The sequence below is a fragment of the Pseudoalteromonas rubra genome (assembly GCF_000967655.1).
Lineage (GTDB): Bacteria > Pseudomonadota > Gammaproteobacteria > Enterobacterales > Alteromonadaceae > Pseudoalteromonas > Pseudoalteromonas rubra_A.
Window position 1 is genome coordinate 80,219 of record NZ_JXYA01000001.1, and the last position, 17,761, is coordinate 97,979.

At 49.9% G+C, this 17,761-nt stretch carries 15 protein-coding genes; 6 read left to right on the top strand and 9 right to left on the bottom strand.

What is annotated here, in order from left to right; all coding sequences use genetic code 11:
- Positions 1-9 precede the first annotated feature (9 nt).
- From mrcB to TW77_RS00410, 4 genes are all read right to left on the bottom strand, one after another.
- Positions 10-2,352, bottom strand: coding sequence for a penicillin-binding protein 1B (mrcB, locus tag TW77_RS00395; RefSeq protein WP_046002983.1), 2,343 nt, complete (start codon positions 2,350-2,352; stop codon positions 10-12).
- Between the two features lie 106 nt (positions 2,353-2,458).
- On the bottom strand, positions 2,459-3,688 hold the full coding sequence (locus TW77_RS00400) for an ammonium transporter (RefSeq protein WP_046002984.1): 1,230 nt from the start codon (positions 3,686-3,688) through the stop codon (positions 2,459-2,461).
- An 11-nt stretch (positions 3,689-3,699) separates the two neighbouring features.
- A complete protein-coding gene (locus TW77_RS00405; protein WP_046002985.1) occupies positions 3,700-4,038 on the bottom strand; it encodes a P-II family nitrogen regulator in 339 nt (112 codons plus the stop codon).
- A 193-nt stretch (positions 4,039-4,231) separates the two neighbouring features.
- Complete coding sequence (locus tag TW77_RS00410; protein ID WP_046002986.1) at positions 4,232-5,467, bottom strand: GGDEF domain-containing response regulator; 1,236 nt, start codon at positions 5,465-5,467, stop codon at positions 4,232-4,234.
- 337 nt (positions 5,468-5,804) lie between these two features.
- Here TW77_RS00410 and TW77_RS00415 point away from each other — a divergent pair, with 337 nt between their 5' ends.
- From TW77_RS00415 to serA, 5 genes are all read left to right on the top strand, one after another.
- Positions 5,805-7,331: a S10 family peptidase gene (locus TW77_RS00415; RefSeq protein ID WP_046002987.1), complete on the top strand. Its 1,527-nt coding sequence runs from the start codon at positions 5,805-5,807 to the stop codon at positions 7,329-7,331.
- Positions 7,332-7,556: 225 nt separating this feature from the next.
- Positions 7,557-8,099 carry a hypothetical protein gene (locus TW77_RS00420; RefSeq protein ID WP_046002988.1) on the top strand — a complete coding sequence of 181 codons (543 nt, stop codon included), beginning with the start codon at positions 7,557-7,559 and terminating at the stop codon, positions 8,097-8,099.
- Entirely contained in the window at positions 8,099-8,716 is a 618-nt protein-coding gene (locus tag TW77_RS00425) for a 5-formyltetrahydrofolate cyclo-ligase (protein ID WP_046002989.1), read from the top strand. Before TW77_RS00420 ends, TW77_RS00425 begins: the two co-directional genes overlap by 1 nt.
- Before the next feature lie 134 nt (positions 8,717-8,850).
- Positions 8,851-9,504, top strand: coding sequence for a ribose-5-phosphate isomerase RpiA (gene rpiA, locus TW77_RS00430; RefSeq protein WP_046002990.1), 654 nt, complete (start codon positions 8,851-8,853; stop codon positions 9,502-9,504).
- 12 nt (positions 9,505-9,516) lie between these two features.
- Positions 9,517-10,746, top strand: a complete 1,230-nt coding sequence (gene serA, locus TW77_RS00435; RefSeq protein ID WP_046002991.1) for a phosphoglycerate dehydrogenase — start codon at positions 9,517-9,519, stop codon at positions 10,744-10,746.
- 92 nt (positions 10,747-10,838) lie between these two features.
- Here the strand turns inward: serA and mdh are convergent, their stop codons facing one another.
- Positions 10,839-11,771: a malate dehydrogenase gene (gene mdh / locus TW77_RS00440; RefSeq protein WP_046002992.1), complete on the bottom strand. Its 933-nt coding sequence runs from the start codon at positions 11,769-11,771 to the stop codon at positions 10,839-10,841.
- A 273-nt stretch (positions 11,772-12,044) separates the two neighbouring features.
- Here mdh and argR point away from each other — a divergent pair, with 273 nt between their 5' ends.
- Positions 12,045-12,512 carry a transcriptional regulator ArgR gene (gene argR / locus TW77_RS00445; protein WP_046002993.1) on the top strand — a complete coding sequence of 156 codons (468 nt, stop codon included), beginning with the start codon at positions 12,045-12,047 and terminating at the stop codon, positions 12,510-12,512.
- A gap of 6 nt (positions 12,513-12,518) precedes the next feature.
- Here the strand turns inward: argR and TW77_RS00450 are convergent, their stop codons facing one another.
- The 4 genes from TW77_RS00450 to TW77_RS00465 all read right to left on the bottom strand — a co-directional run bounded on the left by TW77_RS00450 (position 12,519) and on the right by TW77_RS00465 (position 17,243).
- Positions 12,519-13,433, bottom strand: coding sequence for a Dyp-type peroxidase (locus TW77_RS00450; RefSeq protein WP_046002994.1), 915 nt, complete (start codon positions 13,431-13,433; stop codon positions 12,519-12,521).
- A 142-nt stretch (positions 13,434-13,575) separates the two neighbouring features.
- Positions 13,576-14,607, bottom strand: coding sequence for an ABC transporter ATP-binding protein (locus TW77_RS00455; RefSeq protein WP_046002995.1), 1,032 nt, complete (start codon positions 14,605-14,607; stop codon positions 13,576-13,578).
- The gene (locus TW77_RS00460) at positions 14,607-16,238 is read right to left on the bottom strand and encodes an ABC transporter permease (RefSeq protein ID WP_046002996.1); all 1,632 of its coding nucleotides are present in this window, start codon (positions 16,236-16,238) and stop codon (positions 14,607-14,609) included. Before TW77_RS00460 ends, TW77_RS00455 begins: the two co-directional genes overlap by 1 nt.
- On the bottom strand, positions 16,239-17,243 hold the full coding sequence (locus tag TW77_RS00465) for a Fe(3+) ABC transporter substrate-binding protein (protein ID WP_046002997.1): 1,005 nt from the start codon (positions 17,241-17,243) through the stop codon (positions 16,239-16,241).
- Positions 17,244-17,761: the final 518 nt, after the last annotated feature.

Sequence of the window (17,761 nt, forward strand, 5' to 3'; positions counted from 1 at the left end):
GCGTGCGGATCAACCACAACCAGGCCGGGGATTGAACTCTTCAATGCGGATAGGCAGCTGAATGGTCGGTCCGCAATGGGGTGCAGCCTGCTCACCGGTTTGTTCATTGACGAATGCCCAGCGCACACCTGTCGGGCGCTGATCGGCAATGGCCTGCGGGTTGAGCGGTTTTAAGTAGCGAATATACAGCTCCAGTGCCCCACGCCCGCCTGTCAGCTTGGCCGGCTTGTTATCGTCGCGACCGATCCAGGTGACCGTCACGGTATTGTGATCAAAACCGGCAAACCAGCTGTCTCTTAGCTCATTACTTGTACCTGTTTTACCTGCCAGCTGAATGGAAGGGAAATGGCGATTCAGGCGTTTTGCCGTGCCGCTCTTGGTTACGCGCTTGAGTCCGTAGCGCGTCATATACATGGCTTCCTGAGAGAATCGGGACTGTTTGGCAACGCGATGCTGATACAAACGTTTGCCTGTGGTGTTGGTAATAGCTGAGATACTTGTCAGGGGCGCGTAACGGCCATTGGCAGCCAGCGTGGTATACATCTGCGCCACGTCAAAACTGGATAACTCAACGGCCCCCAGCAACATAGAAGGATACAAAGGAATATCACTGTCGACCCCCAGCTGCGCCATGGTGCGGGCAACCGTATCTACGCCGACATCCAGACCGAGATTAACGGCCGGAATATTAATACTTTCACTAAACGCCCGATACAAAGGTACCGAGCCCCGAAAGGTATGATCAAAGTTTTCGGGCTGCCAGGTTTTCCCTGCTGCATTGGTCACCTGCAACGGCGCATCCTCCAGCAAGGTGCCCAGGTTGTAGTCTGGCAGCTCCAGTGCCGACAGGTAAATTGCCGGTTTGACCAAAGAGCCAACATTACGGCGAGTATCCAGTACCCGGTTAAATCCGGAATAGCGCAACTGACGCCCGGCGACCAAGGCAGACACACCACTTTTTTTTGTGTTCACAGAAATCATACCCACTTCGAGCTGGGCGGTGGAGAAACGTCGTTCCAGATAAGGTAAGCCCTCACTAACCGCGTCTTCCATGGCTGACTGCTTTTGCAGATCAAAATAGGTGAATACACGGATCCCTGCATTGATGACGTTTTCATCAGGCAGCAAGCGTTGCAGCTCTCTATTCACCAGCTCCAGATACCCCGGGTAGGTCTGCATCAGGCTTTCTTTTAACGGTTGAATATCAATAGGCCGCTCCAGAGCCTGACGGTATTCACCTGTGGTGATCAGGCCGTTTTCGGCCATCAGCCGCAATACCAGATCGCGCCGCTCCATGGTTCGCTCCGGATAGCGGCGGGGATTATAGTAAGACGGACCTTTCACCATAGCCACTAACATGGCTATCTGATCAAATTCCAGCTCATCAACGGGTTTTGCAAAGTAAAATTCGGCGGCCAGCCCCATGCCATGCACGCCCTGATTATAGGCCTGACCCAGATAAACCTCGTTAAGATAGGCTTCGAGGATCTCGTCCTTACTGTAGCGAAAATCCAGGATCAGAGCGATAAAGGCTTCGTTGATTTTGCGCAGTAATGAGCGCTCCCGAGTCAGGTAGAAGTTTTTAGCCAACTGCTGAGTCAGGGTACTGCCGCCCTGCACCGTGCGCCCGGCACGAATATTGTGATACAAAGCACGCATAATGGACCAGACCGACACCCCGTGGTGTTCGTAGAAGGCCCTATCCTCAACCACCAGCAAAGTGTCTTTAAGGATCCCCGGTATTTTATCCAGCGGCACAAATTCGCGGTCCTGACGACTTTCATTACCTATTCGGGCTATTTGCACCGGTTCCAGCCGGGCAGCTTCAATGCGCCGCCCCTGCTCATTGACTATGCTGGCCAGCTTCTTACCGGCAAAGTTGAGGGTAAAAACACGCGCCTGTTCAACCCCGTCATAAAATTCAAAAGTCCGCCGGTAAACTGTGATTGTACGGCCCTGAACCACGAACTGGCCGGTATGTTTGATGCGGTTAACCCGGGAGTAATTGAGTCGTTCCAGCTCCCAGATCACCTCCTGCTCAGCCAGATACTGATCCGGATAAAACGACATAGCCCGGGCATACACTTGTACAGGTAACTGCCACTTATTGCCTTCAAACTGACGGCTGACTTTCGCATCCAGATAAACCACGTAACCGGCAACCGCAAACACCATGGCCAGACTGAGCTTCCAGCACAATGACCACAAGGAGCTCAGCATTCGACTGCGAAAAGCGCGCAAGCGCTGGCGAAACGAAGTCGCAGAAGAAGAAGTGCGTTTTTTGCCAGATTTGGCTGGAGTTTTACGAGTGGACTTGCGCGGTTTGCCTGGTGCTTTTTTATTGTCTGCCATCGACCATGAAATGCTTACTGAGAGTGAATAGATGCTAGATTATCTCAGATTAACGGTCGCTTAAACCAAAAAGCGCAATGAGCCGCGCTTTTTGGTTATTTCTTATTTACTTATTGCGAATGGTCACAAATTCCGGATACGCATCGATACCACAGTCATGCTGATCCATGCCACTGAGTTCTTCTTCTTCACCAACCCGGATCCCCATCAGGGTTTTAATGATCCCCCAGACGATGTAAGACGCGATAAACACAAAACCCAGTATGGTCACAAGTCCAATGGCCTGCGTCATAAAGCTGGCATCGCTGTTAGAGAAAGGCACCATCATAATTCCCAGCGCGCCGCACACACCGTGCACCGAAATGGCCCCCACAGGGTCATCAATACGCAGCTTATCAAGCGCAACTATGCTGAATACCACCAAAGAGCCACCCAGCATGCCCAAAATGCAGGCCAGTACAGGCGTAGGCGATGCCGGCTCCGCAGTAATGGTGACCAGGCCTGCCAATGCGCCATTGAGGATCATGGTCAGGTCGGCTTTTTTCCACATCAGTTTGCACACCACCAACGCAGCAATGGCACCGGCAGCCGCCGCCGCATTGGTATTCACCATGATCTGACTGACGGCGATGGCGTTGCTTTTATCTGCTAAAAACAGTTGCGAGCCGCCGTTAAAACCAAACCAGCCCATCCACAAAATAAAGGTACCCAGTGTGGCCAGGGGTAAGTTTGAACCCGGAATTGGGTAGATTTCACCGTTTTTACCATATTTCCCCTTACGCGCACCAAGCAGTAAAACACCTGCCAGTGCCGCTGCTGCACCTGCCCCATGCACAATCGCGGACCCTGCAAAATCAACAAAGCCCATCTCAGATAAGAATCCGGCGCCCCAGGTCCAGTACCCTTCAATTGGATAGATAAGCCCAGTCAGCACCACTGTAAACAGCAAAAAGGCCCACAGCTTCATACGTTCAGCGACCGCACCGGATACAATCGACATGGCGGTTGCCACGAACACCACCTGAAAGAAGAAATCTGACTCCAGCGCATGGTCTGCATCTGCGGCCGCACTGCCAATCAGCGCGCCAAAGTTCGGGACTACGCCGCCTTCGACATTATCCACATACATGATGTTGTAGCCGACCAGTAAAAACATGGTACAGGCAATGGCATACAGGGCGACGTTTTTAGTGAGGATCTCCGTGGTATTTTTAGAGCGCACCAGCCCGGCTTCGAGCATGGCAAAACCTGCCGCCATCCACATCACCAGAATACCGGAGACCAGAAAGTAAAAGGTGTTCAGAGAGAATTGTAGTTCTATTACCGTGTTTTCCATTGTATCGCCCCTTAAATCGCTTCTTCGTCGAGTTCGCCGGTACGGATCCGGACTATTTGCTCAAGGTCATAAACAAAGATTTTGCCGTCGCCAATTTTGCCGGTGCTGGCAATGGCAGTAATGGCCTCGACAACACGCTGAGTGTTTTCACTGCGTGTCGCAATTTCGAGCTTAATTTTTGGAATAAAGTCGACCTGATATTCGGCTCCCCGATATAACTCAGTGTGGCCACGCTGGCGGCCAAAGCCTTTGACATCTACCACGGTCATACCCTCAATGCCCAGCTCGGCCAGGGCTTCGCGGACCTCGTCCAGCTTAAATGGTTTAATTATTGCGCTTATCATTTTCATTATTCGCCCCCCCAGGGCAGATGATCCTGTCGGGAGAAGGTAATCCAACCTTTGTGCCAAAAATAAAAGTGACTTTTTTACAATTAGTTAGCGTATTTGTAGGGGGCTACAGAAACAACAAACGCACCGTGCTGGTGCGCTTATTTTTTGTCTGACTTGAAATGGTGCAAAGTGGTGATTAGTAAGTGGTCGTTTAGCTTTCACTCACCATAACACAATTGCGCTGCGCTTCTTTCGCCTGGTAAAGCGCATTGTCTGCAGCGCGCATAACGTCACTGAGGGTGGCTTTATCGCATCGGGCAATGCCGACACTGAGAGTACAATGCAGCGCCTGGTCCTGGATCATAAACTGGGTATTGGCAAAGCGCTCTCTGAAGTCCTGACAACTGTCTTTGGCCACGCTCAGATCATTGCCCGGCATCAGTACTGCAAACTCTTCCCCGCCCACCCGGGCAACTAAGCAGTGGTTGAATGAACTATTCAGCAATTCAGCGGCCTGGGACAAGACTTTGTCACCGCCAAGATGACCATACTCATCATTGATTGCTTTGAAGTGGTCGAGATCCAGCAAAGCCAGTGTAAACTGGTCTGGCTTATTTTTTAAAACCTTATCCATGTGCTGGCAAAAATAGCGACGATTGTAGAGACCTGTCAGAAAATCCCGATGCGCATACTCTTTAATGTCGGCTATCAGGTTTAGCTGATCCATAGTTTGCATCACCCGACAATGGAACTCTTCATTCATAAAGGGTTTCGTCAAAAAGTCATTCGCGCCGTACTTGATGAACTTGGCAGACAGGCCGTGACTTCCGGCACCGGACAAGCCAATGATGGCCAGATCATCGCGCCCGCGACTGTTACGCACCGCTTTTACCAGCTCAAAGCCGTCCATCGTGGGCATAGCATAATCTGTCAGCAAGAGTTTGATCTCGGGCTTAGCGTTGAGCATATTTAATGCCTGCTCGCCATCTTGCGCTTCAAACACCGTAAACAACTGCTTTTCTAGCATCTGGCGCATCACCGCCCGGCTGATCATCGAGTCATCGGCGATCAACGCCTGACACCCTTCATTGCGCAGTAAACGCGATACCAGCTTGATGGCATACAAATAAGAGTCGCGGTTGTCCTTAATCACATAATCGACGACCCCCATCTCAAGCATCTGCTGACGACTGTATTCATCGATTTTGGATGTCAGCACCACAGTGGGCACATTGCGGCTTAAAGTGAGTTGCACTACCTCGCCATCAGAGGCGTCTGGTAAGGTCAGGTCAACCAGTGCCAGGGTGTAATGTTGGCTCTCGAGTAATGCCTGGGTCTCTTTCAGTGACCAGGCAAAATCGATTTCCACATCCAGGTGTTGTGACGCAAGGTGGCGAAGGATCTGCTGCACTACCTTACTGTCTTCGACGATTAATACTCTTTGCATTACTATGCTCTACTAAAACTACGAGAAAAGGGAAGAGATACAAGAATTTAACAGCGCTAAATACTTTCATACTACGGACATAAGGATTAAATATACGCGATTTCTGTGACAAAAAAAACTCGCCCTTCAATTAATTTGTAAACAGGTGGAAACGGATAGACGTCAACCCTCCGTTTACCTCGCCTAAAACAGATACAAAAAACAAACCATTTGGACACAAGTATTAACACCTTCGCTCGGGTAGCCTATTTTTTGGCTGTTAGTCTCAAGTTCTTTGAATTCTGCGCAGGATGGGTCTTAAATGTGCCAATTCATTTCATCAAAAAATTAAAAAAACATGTTGTTGAAGCCATTACTGTTCGCACTTTCTGCGACCTTACTTACCACGCTCCCTCACAAAGCATTGGCACAAGCCGATACCCAGGGTCAGCTAACCCAACAAATTGATGCGCAGGTCATCACAGAGCATAAAGGGACCTTTAACGGGGAGCGCCTCTCCTATACAGCAATCACAGGCACTCAGCCTGTGTGGGATAAAGCGGGTCACCCAATCGCAACGCTGCACTACACTTACTATAAAAAGAACAAAGTGAAAGATCCTGCCACCCGCCCGCTGCTGATCTCATTCAATGGCGGACCGGGCTCAGCCTCGGTTTGGATGCACATTGCTTACACTGGCCCCCGAGTGCTAAAAATCGATGATGAAGGCTACCCAATGCAGCCCTACGGTCTGAAAGACAATCCGGATTCGGTGCTGGATGTCGCCGATATTCTGTTTGTGAACCCGGTCAATACCGGCTACTCCCGCGTGCTGCCCGAACAAGACGGTACAATGGCCGACAAACAGACTCTGCAAAAACGATTTTTTGGTGTGAATGCCGATATTGAGTATCTGGCTGGGTGGCTGAATACCTTCATTAACCGTCATGGCCGTGCACTGTCGCCAAAATTTTTGATCGGTGAAAGCTATGGCACAACTCGCGTTTCTGGCCTCGCCCATGAGCTACAAAACAAGCAATGGCTATTCCTCAACGGTGTCGTGCTGGTGTCTCCGACGGATATTGGCATTAAACGTCAGGGGCCGGTAAAAAGCGCCAACCGGCTACCGTATTTTGCTGCAACCGCCTGGTATCACAAGGCGCTGCCAGAAGCTTTACAAAAGCAGGACCTGCTGAGCGTACTTAAGCAGGTGGAAGCTTATACCTTAGATCATTACTTGCCCGCGTTAGCCAAAGGCGCCATGTTGAGCGAGCAGACACGCCAGGAAGTAGCAAAACAAGTCGCGTACTTCAGTGGCCTGTCACAGCAGTTCGTACTGCAAAATAACCTCGACATCCCCAATCACGCTTTCTGGAAAGAGCTGCTGCGCGAGCGTGGCTATACGGTCGGTCGCCTCGATTCCCGTTATCTGGGGATTGATAAACGCGATGCGGGCGAAGGCCCTGACTATTGGCCGGAGCTGGACGCCTGGCTGCATGCCTTTACACCCGCTATCAATCACTATTTCCGTCACGAGCTGAACTATAAAACGGACATCAAATATAATATGTTTGGCGATGTACGCCCCTGGGATCGCAGCAACAACGAAGTGGGTGAACAGTTGCGCCTGTCCATGGCAAAAAACCCCTACCTGAATGTGATGGTGCAGTCGGGTTATTATGATGGTGCGACTAATTACTTTGATGGTAAGTACAACCTCTGGCACCTCGATCCCAGCGGTAAAATGCAGCACAGGTTGCGCTTTAAGGGTTATCGCTCGGGTCATATGATGTACCTGCGTCGTCCGGACCTTACCCAAGCCAATCAGGACTTGCGCGAATTCATTACCGACTCACTCAAATACAACCAATCAGCGAAATATTAAACACAGCGAATGACCAACATACGGCGCCCACTTAGGCGCCGTTTTTCTTTCTCTTACGGCGTGCACAGATAACTTCACACACAGAATGGAAAAGTTAGGTATACTCAAAACAACAATTGACGATGTCCACGTTTTTTATTCCGCTTACCCAGCAATAAGTTAACAACAATTCGCCGGGAACTAGCATGAATAATGGACCCGAAGTAATGATATTGAGGGAACCTCATGAGCGAGCAATTTCGCGTAGTGTTTTCCGGCTTTAAGCCAGGTACTGACAGCCAGGCAGCCACAGAGCAACTCGCAGCAAAACTAAAAGTGTCAGCACAGAAGGTGGCCGACTTCACCACAGGTAAACCCCTGTTTGGCCCCGCAGACAAACAAAAGTGCCTTAAACAGGCTAAGTTACTGGCCGTGTATGGGATCCAAAGTAAGCTGCAATCGCAGTCTCAACCCGTTGCGGGCTCTGACACAGCGCAAAATGCGGCCAACGAGCGCGTATTCGATGCGCTCGACTACATTACCAGCAGCCTGATCCGCATTGAAGAAAAGTTGGATGAGCTGGAGCAACGCATCGACGGCAAACAAGTCAAAGATGAGCAGCATGAAGAAGATGAGTGGGAAGATGAGCCGCTGTTCAGCGAACTGGAACTCGACAGTGAGCCGCCCAAGCGCTCTAAAAAGCTCCTGTACATCTTGCTGTCACTATTAGTGTTGCTACTGGTTGTTCTGGGGATCAGCCTTGCTTTTCCTGAGTTGGTGCCTGTGTAATGAAAACAAATTCACTCTCAGATGAAAAAATCACAACATCAAGGAAAGAAATTAGAAATATTATTAGAAAATTGCGTAACAGCCTGACAGAAGAACAACAAAAAGAGGCTGAACAAAATTTAACTATTAATTTTTCTCAACATGTGAAACTCCCTAAAAACGCCCGTATCGGGGTCTACCTTGAAAATGATGGAGAGCTGAGAACTAACCTTTTAATTCAAACACTTTGGTCTAAAGGTATGGACCTCTATTTACCGGTTATTCACCCCTTCAGCGGCGTCACTTTGCTCTTTCAGCAGTATGAAAAAAACTCACCCATGAGGCAGAATCGCTATGCTATCTTAGAGCCAGAGTTAAATTGTAGCCACATTTGCCCGCTGGCGCAGCTAGATTACCTGCTGCTCCCGCTCGTCGCATTTGACGACGCCGGCAACCGCCTCGGGATGGGCGGTGGTTACTATGATCGCACGCTGGCGCGTTATTATCGTGAACAGTGGCAACAGCCTAAATTGATAGGTCTGGCCCATGACTGTCAAAAGGTGGCAGCCCTGCCAACCGAAGCCTGGGATGTGCCTCTGCCAACCATAATCACGCCACAACAATGCTATCAGTGGTAATGTAAGCGTTACCACTGGATCATAACCGAAAGCATCCGATCATAAATTCCACCATTAGTGGCATCTGACATACTTTTTTTGTGCTTTGAGCGTATAATTGCGAGCGAATAATCAACTAAAACAGTGATCGCGTTATGACTCAAGATGAAATGAAAAAAGCAGCTGCCTGGGCGGCGTTACAGTATGTTGAAGCCGGCACAGTAGTCGGCGTAGGCACAGGCTCTACCGTCAACCACTTTATCGATGCGCTGGGCAGTGTCAAAGACACCATTAAAGGTGCCGTCTCTAGCTCCGAGGCATCAACTGAAAAGCTCAAGGCGCTGGGTATCGACGTGTTTGAGCTCAATGATGTGTCTGAGCTGGACATTTATGTCGATGGTGCGGATGAAATTAATGCACACAATCAGATGATCAAAGGCGGCGGTGCGGCGCTGACGCGCGAAAAAATCGTGGCAGCGGTTGCCAGACAGTTTATCTGTATTGTCGACAACACTAAGCATGTCGATGCGCTGGGACAATTTCCTTTACCGGTTGAAGTGATCCCAATGGCGCGCAGCTATGTAGCCCGTGAGTTGCTTAAGCTGGGTGGCGATCCTGTCTATCGTCAGGGCGTTGTCACAGATAACGGCAATGTGATTTTGGATGTTCATGGATTATCCATCACACAGGCAGCCGAACTGGAAGAAAAAATTAATCAAATCGTCGGTGTTGTTACCAATGGCTTGTTCGCTCAGCGCGGCGCCAACATCGTCATCACAGGGACCCCAGAGGGGCCACAAATTAAGTAACAGGAATGAGTCATGAGTAAGGTATCCTTGTCTAAGGACAAAATTCGCATTTTATTGTTGGAAGGCGTACACCAGAGCGCCGTTGAAACGCTCAAACGCAACGGTTATAGCAATATCGAGTACGTGAAGACATCGCTACCTGAAAATGAATTGATTGAGCGGATCAAAAATGTCCACTTTGTGGGGATCCGCTCGCGCACACACCTGAGTGAAACCGTTCTGGAAGCCGCAGATAAGCTGGTTGCAATTGGCTGCTTTTGTATTGGCACCAATCAGGTTGACTTGAATGCGGCCAAGCAGCGTGGTATTGCCGTCTTTAACGCGCCGTTTTCAAATACGCGTTCGGTGGCTGAGCTAGTGCTGGGTGAGATCCTGCTGCTTCTACGGGGCATTCCAAAGCGTAACGCGATGGCGCACCGTGGCGAGTGGTTTAAATCCGCGATTGGCTCTTTTGAGGCACGTGGTAAAACACTGGGGATCATTGGCTATGGCCACATCGGCACTCAGCTGGGGATCATGGCCGAAAACATTGGCATGAAGGTCGAGTTTTACGACATTGAAGACAAGCTGACATTGGGCAATGCGCAACAGGTGCAAAGCTTAACTCAGTTGTTGCAACGTGCTGATGTGGTGAGCTTACACGTGCCGGAAACATCGCAAACGAAAAACCTCATTGGCATGGCGGAGCTGGAAGTAATGAAACAGGGTGCGATCCTGATCAATGCCTCACGCGGTACTGTGGTGGATATCGACGCCCTGGCTGAAGCGCTTAGCGCAGGTAAACTGTCTGGTGCTGCGATTGATGTATTCCCGGTCGAACCTAAGTCTAATGACGAAGAGTTTGTCTCACCACTGCGCCAGTTCGACAATGTGATCCTGACACCACATGTCGGCGGCTCCACGCAGGAAGCACAGGAAAACATTGGAATAGAAGTCGCGGGTAAACTGGCGAAGTACTCTGATAACGGCTCAACCGTCACAGCGGTCAACTTCCCGGAAGTGTCGCTGCCTGAACTGTCAAACCGCAGCCGTCTGCTGCACGTGCATGAGAACCGCCCTGGTGTGCTGACACAAATTAACCAGGCGTTTGCACAGCATGGCATCAACATCGCAGCGCAGTACCTGCAAACCGATGAAAGCATTGGTTATGTGGTGATTGATGTGGACAGCGACCATTCTGAAGTTGCATTAAAAGAGCTAAGTGCGGTTGAAGGCACGATCCGCGCCCGGATCCTGCACTAGCGGCTTTGTAATCAGACACAAAAAAGCCTGACTGAGTCAGGCTTTTTTCGTTTCACTTACCGGGCAAGAATATTGCTCAGTAAACTGGCAAGTTATGCCATGAAATCAACACCTTCTTTGATGTCTTTTTCAAGTGTTGCCAGCATGTCGTCTTTTGCTTGTTGCTCAAACGCGCTCAGCTCGCCGTAAGGCAGCAGCTCTTCTACGCCGTTTTTGCCAAGGCGTACAGGTTGTGCGAAGAAAGGCGCATCGCCCGTGTTGCCTTCAACATAAGCGTACTCAACCACGTTTTCACCTTGCAGGCCTTTAACCAGTGAGAAGCAGAAACGTGCCGCAGCCGCGCCCATAGACAGAGTTGCAGAGCCGCCACCCGCCTTAGCTTCAACTACTTCAGTACCGGCATTCTGGATACGCTTAGTCAGTGCAGCTACTTCTTCGTCAGAGAACTCAGCGCCCTCAACCTGAGAAAGCAGAGGCAGAATAGTAGTACCTGAGTGACCACCAATCACAGGCACTTTCACGTCGCTTACGTTCAGGCCTTTCAGCTCAGCGATGAAAGTCTCTGCACGGATAACATCCAGTGTAGTCACACCGAATACGCGAGCTGGATCGTAAGTACCTGCTTTTTTGAATACTTCAGCAACGATTGGCACAGTGCCGTTTACTGGGTTAGTGATCACACCAACCAGCGCTTTAGGACAGTTTTTAACAATGCCTTCAGCCAGAGTCTTGATGATGCCCGCATTCACATTGAACAGGTCAGCACGGTCCATACCTGGCTTACGTGGCATACCCGCAGGGATCAATACGATGTCTGCATCAACCAGCGCTGCATCCAGGTCGTCTTTACCAAAACCAGCTACTTTTACCGCTGTTGGGATGTGAGACAGGTCAACCGCTACGCCAGGTACTACTGGCGCTACGTCGTATAGCGCAAGCTCAGAACCAGCAGGTAAACCGTTTTTAAGCAAAAGAGACAATGCTTGACCGATACCGCCAGCGGCACCTAATACAGCAACTTTCATTGGAATTCTCCATAATTTGAAGGTGGAATTAAATGTGCTGTAAAGATAATGAAAAGCGCCGCCAAAAACAAATTTATACGCGCAATTTTCGTCTTTTTTTCGACTATAGTTGTAAAGTTCGCGGCAGATACTGCTACTAATGGTTTACGCTTGGTCCCGCGTTTCTAATCTGGAAAACCACCATCGCTTGAAGAATCTTCTCGTCCTGAAATTTGGGTAACAGGCGCGTTTTGTGTAAAATCCTAACAATTGAGTCATAAAGAAGTATTGAGTATGCAGCCGCAGGAAAAACAAGAAGCCCTAGTCAAAGCCTTTAAGGCCCTGTTAAAAGAAGAAAACTTTGGTTCTCAAGGTGAAATTGTCGATGCCCTTAAAGAGCAGGGGTTTGACAACATCAGCCAAAGTAAAGTCTCTCGTATGCTGAGTAAGTTCGGTGCCGTACGCACCCGCAATGCCAAACAGGAAATGGTATATTGTTTACCCGCGGAAATGGGCGTACCCACCGCAAAAAGCCCGCTGCGCCAGCTGGTGATCGACATAGTACATAACGAAATGATGATCATCATACGCACCAGCCCGGGAGCCGCACAACTGATTGCCCGCCTGCTGGACTCGCTGGGATCTGCCGATGGCGTGCTAGGCACAATTGCAGGTGACGACACCATTTTTATCGCCCCCGCCAAAGTCTCTGAAATTGATGCCACCCTGGATCGGGTTAAAACGCTTTTTGATAACGTCTGATCACGGTTAAGACTGCGCCATTTGCTGTAAAAACTGCAGCGATGGCGCAAAGAATGCCGCGCCCATATCACCCTGAGAATAATCCAGCAGCGGATCGTAATCTCCATCCCCCGACAAGCCAAAGCGACTGTGTAACAGCTGCTCAAACGCATCCCCTTTCGCGGCGCAGCTAAGCCATAAACTGCCCTGCTCATAGACATCGCCATAGGGCATACTTTGATTCAGCAGCAGAGGTCTACCTTCACTGTCTTTAATCTCATTGAGTCGGGCATGGTTGTACGGCGGCGCATCGTCAATCAACAGGTTATCAAGGCGGGTGCGTCCCATCAGCTGCTCCTGATCCGACAGCGGCAACGCCTGCCAGCGGGTCAGGTCAAACTGAGTACGCTGAACATGAATATAGCTGCCCTGATCGTCAAGCCCTCCCGGATTGCCCACTAAGGCAATCTGGCGTTTAAAGCGGCCATGGGGAATATCGGCACCATAAACAAACCCGTTAAAGTCCCGCCCGTCAAGAAAACGAAAAGCGCGCACCTGGGCTACCAGCTCGACGCCCCCGGATAACATGTGCAGCACACTCTGGGCAAACAGGTGATTGACGTCTTCTCTGTCTGAGCGGATCACATAGAGTAGGTCGAATGGCTGGCTATGACACAAATGCTCACTACTTTTGATCAGAGGAAAGCTCTTCAGCTGCGGCGGAATAAACTCGGGATAGATATGCGGCCAGTATTGGGCACCTATGGCGACAAAGCTGCTGAGCATGGCCTCAGAAAAACGGTCACTGAGTTCATCCTGCAACCTGCCCGCCTGGCTGAGCGCCGAGCGCACCGCCTCATCGTGACCATCCAGTACGTTAAAAAACAAGTGCAAACCGTGTAGATTTGCCTCGGCACATACCCCTGATTGTGCTTGCGCCATCACCCCTTCCTATCATTAAATCAACGCGTCATGCTAAACCCGAATGGTGCGGTTGAGCACGTTTCTTTTGGGCGTATCTATGCACGCCCGGCCACCGCACTCATCTGAGTTGCTATTAGCTAATGTAACGAATTGTTATGCCTTAAGAAAAGAAGTTTATCGCATGAGGCTTAATTTTCAAACTCACCGGCCTGCTGAGATCCAGTGGTTTATCAGAGGGCATGGCCACTTCTAACATCTGACCTTCCAGCTCGATGGCATACAGATACTCGGTCCCGACAAAGCGATGTTGCGCTACTTCGATCTGCCCCTGTTCAGCATTAAACAGCTCAATGTGGCTGGGTCTGAGGTAAATCTGCCCGGCCTGGGCCGAGCTCTGGATATCAATCAGAGACTCCACGGAGCCAAACGCGGTTTCAACCTGAGCCCCATTGTGGCGCTGCGCAGCCACGTAAGCACCTTGTCCCAAAAATTCTGCTACCTGACGACTATTTGGATGCTGGAACAGCTCTTTGGGTGTGCCTAACTGGGCAATTTGCCCCTGATGCATGATGGCGAGCCTGTCGGCAAAGGCAAACGCTTCATCTTTGGAATGGCTGACAAAAATCGCCGATACCTGCTGATCTTTAATAATATCGCGAATATCTTTGATCAGCTGAAAGCGCACCTGCGCATCAATGTTAGAAAATGGTTCATCCAGCAATAACAAGTTAGGGTGATAGGCAAGCGCCCTGGCAATGGCCACGCGCTGCTGCTGACCACCAGACAGTTCGTGGGGAAAGCGCCCGGCATATTGCTCGAGATGAACCAGTTCCAGCATGTGCGCGACGCGATTTTGTTTTTCTGTTTTGCTGAGCTTACTCAAACCGAACGCGATATTCTGCGCAACGGTCAGGTGCGGAAACAGTGCATAGTCCTGAAACATCATACCAATGTTACGATGCTGAGGTGCTACAAAATGCCGCTCGCTGCTGACACTTTTGCCATTAATGCGGATCTCCCCCTGCTGGGGATGCAACAGGCCTGCGATTGCTTTCAGAGTTGTGGTTTTGCCACAGCCACTGGCACCGAGTAGGCAGACAATTTCGTTCTCAGCTACCGTCAAATCAAGCTGCTGGATCACCGGGTGACCATCATAATGATAGTTTAACGATTGAATTTCTAAACTTGGCATTAGTTATGTTGTTCCATTGAGCGATTAACCCAGTATAAGGGGACAAGTCCTACCAGCACGATAAACAAAGCGGATATCGAGGCCAGCTCCAGTTGCTCATCGCTGACATACTGATAAACATGGGTGGCCAGGGTTTCAAAATTAAACGGGCGCAGTAACAGCGCTGCGGGCAGCTCTTTCATGCACTCAATAAAGACCAGCAGACCGGCTGTCAGCAAGCCTCGCTTAAGCAGCGGCATATGCACCTGAGTCAGCGTCTGAAAGCGCCCTTTCCCGAGTGACAGGCTGGCCATATCAATGCTTGGGCTGATCCGCACAAAGCTGGACTCAACTGCCCCATGCGCAATGGCATAAAAGCGCACCACGTAAGCAAAAATCATGGCAAACAAAGTGCCACTGAGCAACAAACCTGGCTCAAAACCACTGCCATCCAGCCATTCATTGAGTTTGGTATCAAACAAGGTCAGTGGCAGCAACACGGCAATCGCCAGCACAGTGCCCGGTAAGGCATAGCCGGTACTGGCAAAACGCCCCGGTAGATTAGTCAGCTTGCCCGGCTCAATGCGCTGATAGTAGACCACCAGTAAACTGACCAGCATCGCAATTACGCTGACATACAGGCTGATCTGTAAGCTTTGCAGTGCATAATTGAAAAACTCGGCATTCCAGGCTTGCTCGAAATAATGCCAGGCATAGTTGAGCAATATGCCAACGGGCACAAAAAACGCCACACTGAGGATCAGTATACAAAACCCCCAGGCCAGCCACCCCTGATAACCGGTTAAATCATAAAGGTGGGTGTCATTCACCCCGGACTGGCGCTCGTGCACTACCTGGGTTTTGCGACTCATACGCTCAAGTAACAGTGCGACAAATAAAAACAGCAGCATAATGCCTGAGATCTTGGCGGCGGCAGTCAGCGAGTAATAACCCAGCCAGGTATCATACACGGCCGTTGTCAGGGTGCTTACGGCAAAATAGTGTACGGTGGCGAAGTCGGCCATGGTTTCCATGCTGATCAGCGCCAGTGCCGCAACAATCGCGCCACGAGATAACGGCAGGCTCACTTTAAAGAAACTTTGCGCCGGGCTCATACCCATCAGCTGACTGGCCTGCACCAGTTTAAACGACTGCTCACGCAAAGCGGTTTTGAAGATCAAATACAGATAGGGATACAGCACCAGGGCTATCATCACGATGGCGCCGGGCAAAGTACGCAGGTCAAAAAACCAGTAATCCTCCGGTCCCTGCCAGCCAAATTGCTGACGTAACCAGATTTGGACCGGACCGGCATAATCTAATAAATCGGTATAGACATAGGCAATAATGTAAGCGGGCAGCGCCAGAGGCAGCATCAGCGCCCACTCAAACACCCGTTTGCCAGGAAAACGACAATAGGCCGTAAGCCATCCCAGCGGCAAGGCTATGAACGCACTGAGCACCACAACACCGGCGATCAGCACAATCGTATTACGGGTATAGTCCCACAATACACTCTGCCATAAATGGCTAAATACTTCCGACTCACCTTGCAGCGCTTCGAAAATCAGAAATGCCAGCGGGATTGACAGGCCAATACCTATCAACCACGCCATGCACTGCCACGGGGACAGACTTTGTTTTAATTGCATTTACAGGTCAAATTTTACCTCATCGATGAGCTTAAGCGCCATCGGACGGTATTTACTGATCTCGGACAAAGGTAAACTGTCTTCCTTAAACGTGCCCCAGGATGCCACTAGTTTCGACAATTCGACGCCCGGCTTAACCGGATATTCCATATTCATCGAGGCGTACATGTTCTGGGCTTTATTGTCGGTCATAAACTCGATCAGTTTCAAGGCATTTTCTTTGTTTTTCGAGTACTTGGTCATTACCACACCCGAAACGTTAAGGTGCGAGCCACGGTCGCTCTGATTTGGGAAGTTAATGTAAACTGCATCAGCCCAGGCTTTTTGTTTGCTGTCTTCAAGCATTTTGCCAAAGTAGTAGCTGTTACCCAGCGCCAGGTCACACAGTCCTTCTTTCACGGCTTTTACCTGTGCGCGGTCATTACCCTGAGGCTTACGTGCCAGATTGGCTTTCACGCCTTGCAGCCAGGTCTTGGTTTCAGCTTCGCCGTGGTGGGCAATCATAGACGCCACCAGACCCAGGTTATAAGGGTGTTTACCCGAGCGTGTACAGATTTTACCTTTGTATTTAGGGCTAGCCAGCTCTTCATAGCTCAGGCTGGTTAGCTTGCCCGCTCTGCCTTTCGATGAATAAACGTTACGCACGCGTTTGGTCAGTGCAACCCAGTGGCCATCCGGATCACGAAAGCTAGCCGGGATATTTTTATCCACCGTGTCGCTGTCAATCGGGTTGGTCAGTCCCAGCTCTTCTAACTGGATCATGGCGCTGAAGTTTGACGTCAGTACCAAATCGGCCCGGCCGTGTTTGCCTTCACGCTTTACCCGCTCAATCAGGCCTTTCTTGGCGAACACCACGTTAGTTTTAATGCCTGTTTGTTTGGTGAAATCATCCAGGATAGGCTGAATTAAAAAAGGTTGGCGATAGGAATAGATGTTCACCTCATCCGCGGCGACAGCAGACAAGCTGGTTACAGCAGCAAGCAGAGTTGCAATTGCACTTTTCATATAAGCTCCAAATAATAACAATAACTATTCTCAGGCTATGGTAACCCGGATCCCGACAAAATACAGCCGATAGTTCAACATATTGCAATTTTATTAAATAGCGACATACGGACATTTGATTGTGAGAGATCTCTCACTAAGCTTGTCGCTATCTATGAAGATAACGCTGACTTTATCAGCAAAATATAAAAAGGTCTTTGTTAGATAACAAGTTTTTTTACAGGCAACTTTTTTAACCGAATTTCAAAGCGTTTTTTTGTGCTGTTATCTCACCCAGACTCTCATATACTTTAGTCATCTCAAGGGGAGAGCACAAAGCAACAGGGAAACGGATTGAGTTGCTGGTCAGGGAGTTTGTGCGGTAGGACTGTCAGGAACTAGGATTAGGCTTCGGACAACAGGATATGCCGTTTAAGTAAGGACGTTGATGCACAGGCAGATGGTGCACAGGAATACAGGGAAACAGGAACAAGTCAGGAAGACGACACAAAGGATGGTTAGCACGGACTAAGTCAGCA

Bases quoted from the DNA above. Each gene is read 5' to 3' on its own strand.
- TW77_RS00450 (WP_046002994.1), bottom strand. From the start codon at position 13,433: ATGGCGCAAGCACAATCAGGGGTATGTGCCGAGGCAAATCTACACGGT.
- mdh (WP_046002992.1), bottom strand. From the start codon at position 11,771: ATGAAAGTTGCTGTATTAGGTGCCGCTGGCGGTATCGGTCAAGCATTG.
- TW77_RS00405 (WP_046002985.1), bottom strand. From the start codon at position 4,038: ATGAAAATGATAAGCGCAATAATTAAACCATTTAAGCTGGACGAGGTC.
- TW77_RS00455 (WP_046002995.1), bottom strand. From the start codon at position 14,607: ATGCCAAGTTTAGAAATTCAATCGTTAAACTATCATTATGATGGTCAC.
- TW77_RS00400 (WP_046002984.1), bottom strand. From the start codon at position 3,688: ATGGAAAACACGGTAATAGAACTACAATTCTCTCTGAACACCTTTTAC.
- rpiA (WP_046002990.1), top strand. From the start codon at position 8,851: ATGACTCAAGATGAAATGAAAAAAGCAGCTGCCTGGGCGGCGTTACAG.
- mrcB (WP_046002983.1), bottom strand. From the start codon at position 2,352: ATGGCAGACAATAAAAAAGCACCAGGCAAACCGCGCAAGTCCACTCGT.
- TW77_RS00425 (WP_046002989.1), top strand. From the start codon at position 8,099: ATGAAAACAAATTCACTCTCAGATGAAAAAATCACAACATCAAGGAAA.
- TW77_RS00460 (WP_046002996.1), bottom strand. From the start codon at position 16,238: ATGCAATTAAAACAAAGTCTGTCCCCGTGGCAGTGCATGGCGTGGTTG.
- argR (WP_046002993.1), top strand. From the start codon at position 12,045: ATGCAGCCGCAGGAAAAACAAGAAGCCCTAGTCAAAGCCTTTAAGGCC.
- serA (WP_046002991.1), top strand. From the start codon at position 9,517: ATGAGTAAGGTATCCTTGTCTAAGGACAAAATTCGCATTTTATTGTTG.
- TW77_RS00410 (WP_046002986.1), bottom strand. From the start codon at position 5,467: ATGCAAAGAGTATTAATCGTCGAAGACAGTAAGGTAGTGCAGCAGATC.
- TW77_RS00465 (WP_046002997.1), bottom strand. From the start codon at position 17,243: ATGAAAAGTGCAATTGCAACTCTGCTTGCTGCTGTAACCAGCTTGTCT.
- TW77_RS00420 (WP_046002988.1), top strand. From the start codon at position 7,557: ATGAGCGAGCAATTTCGCGTAGTGTTTTCCGGCTTTAAGCCAGGTACT.
- TW77_RS00415 (WP_046002987.1), top strand. From the start codon at position 5,805: ATGTTGTTGAAGCCATTACTGTTCGCACTTTCTGCGACCTTACTTACC.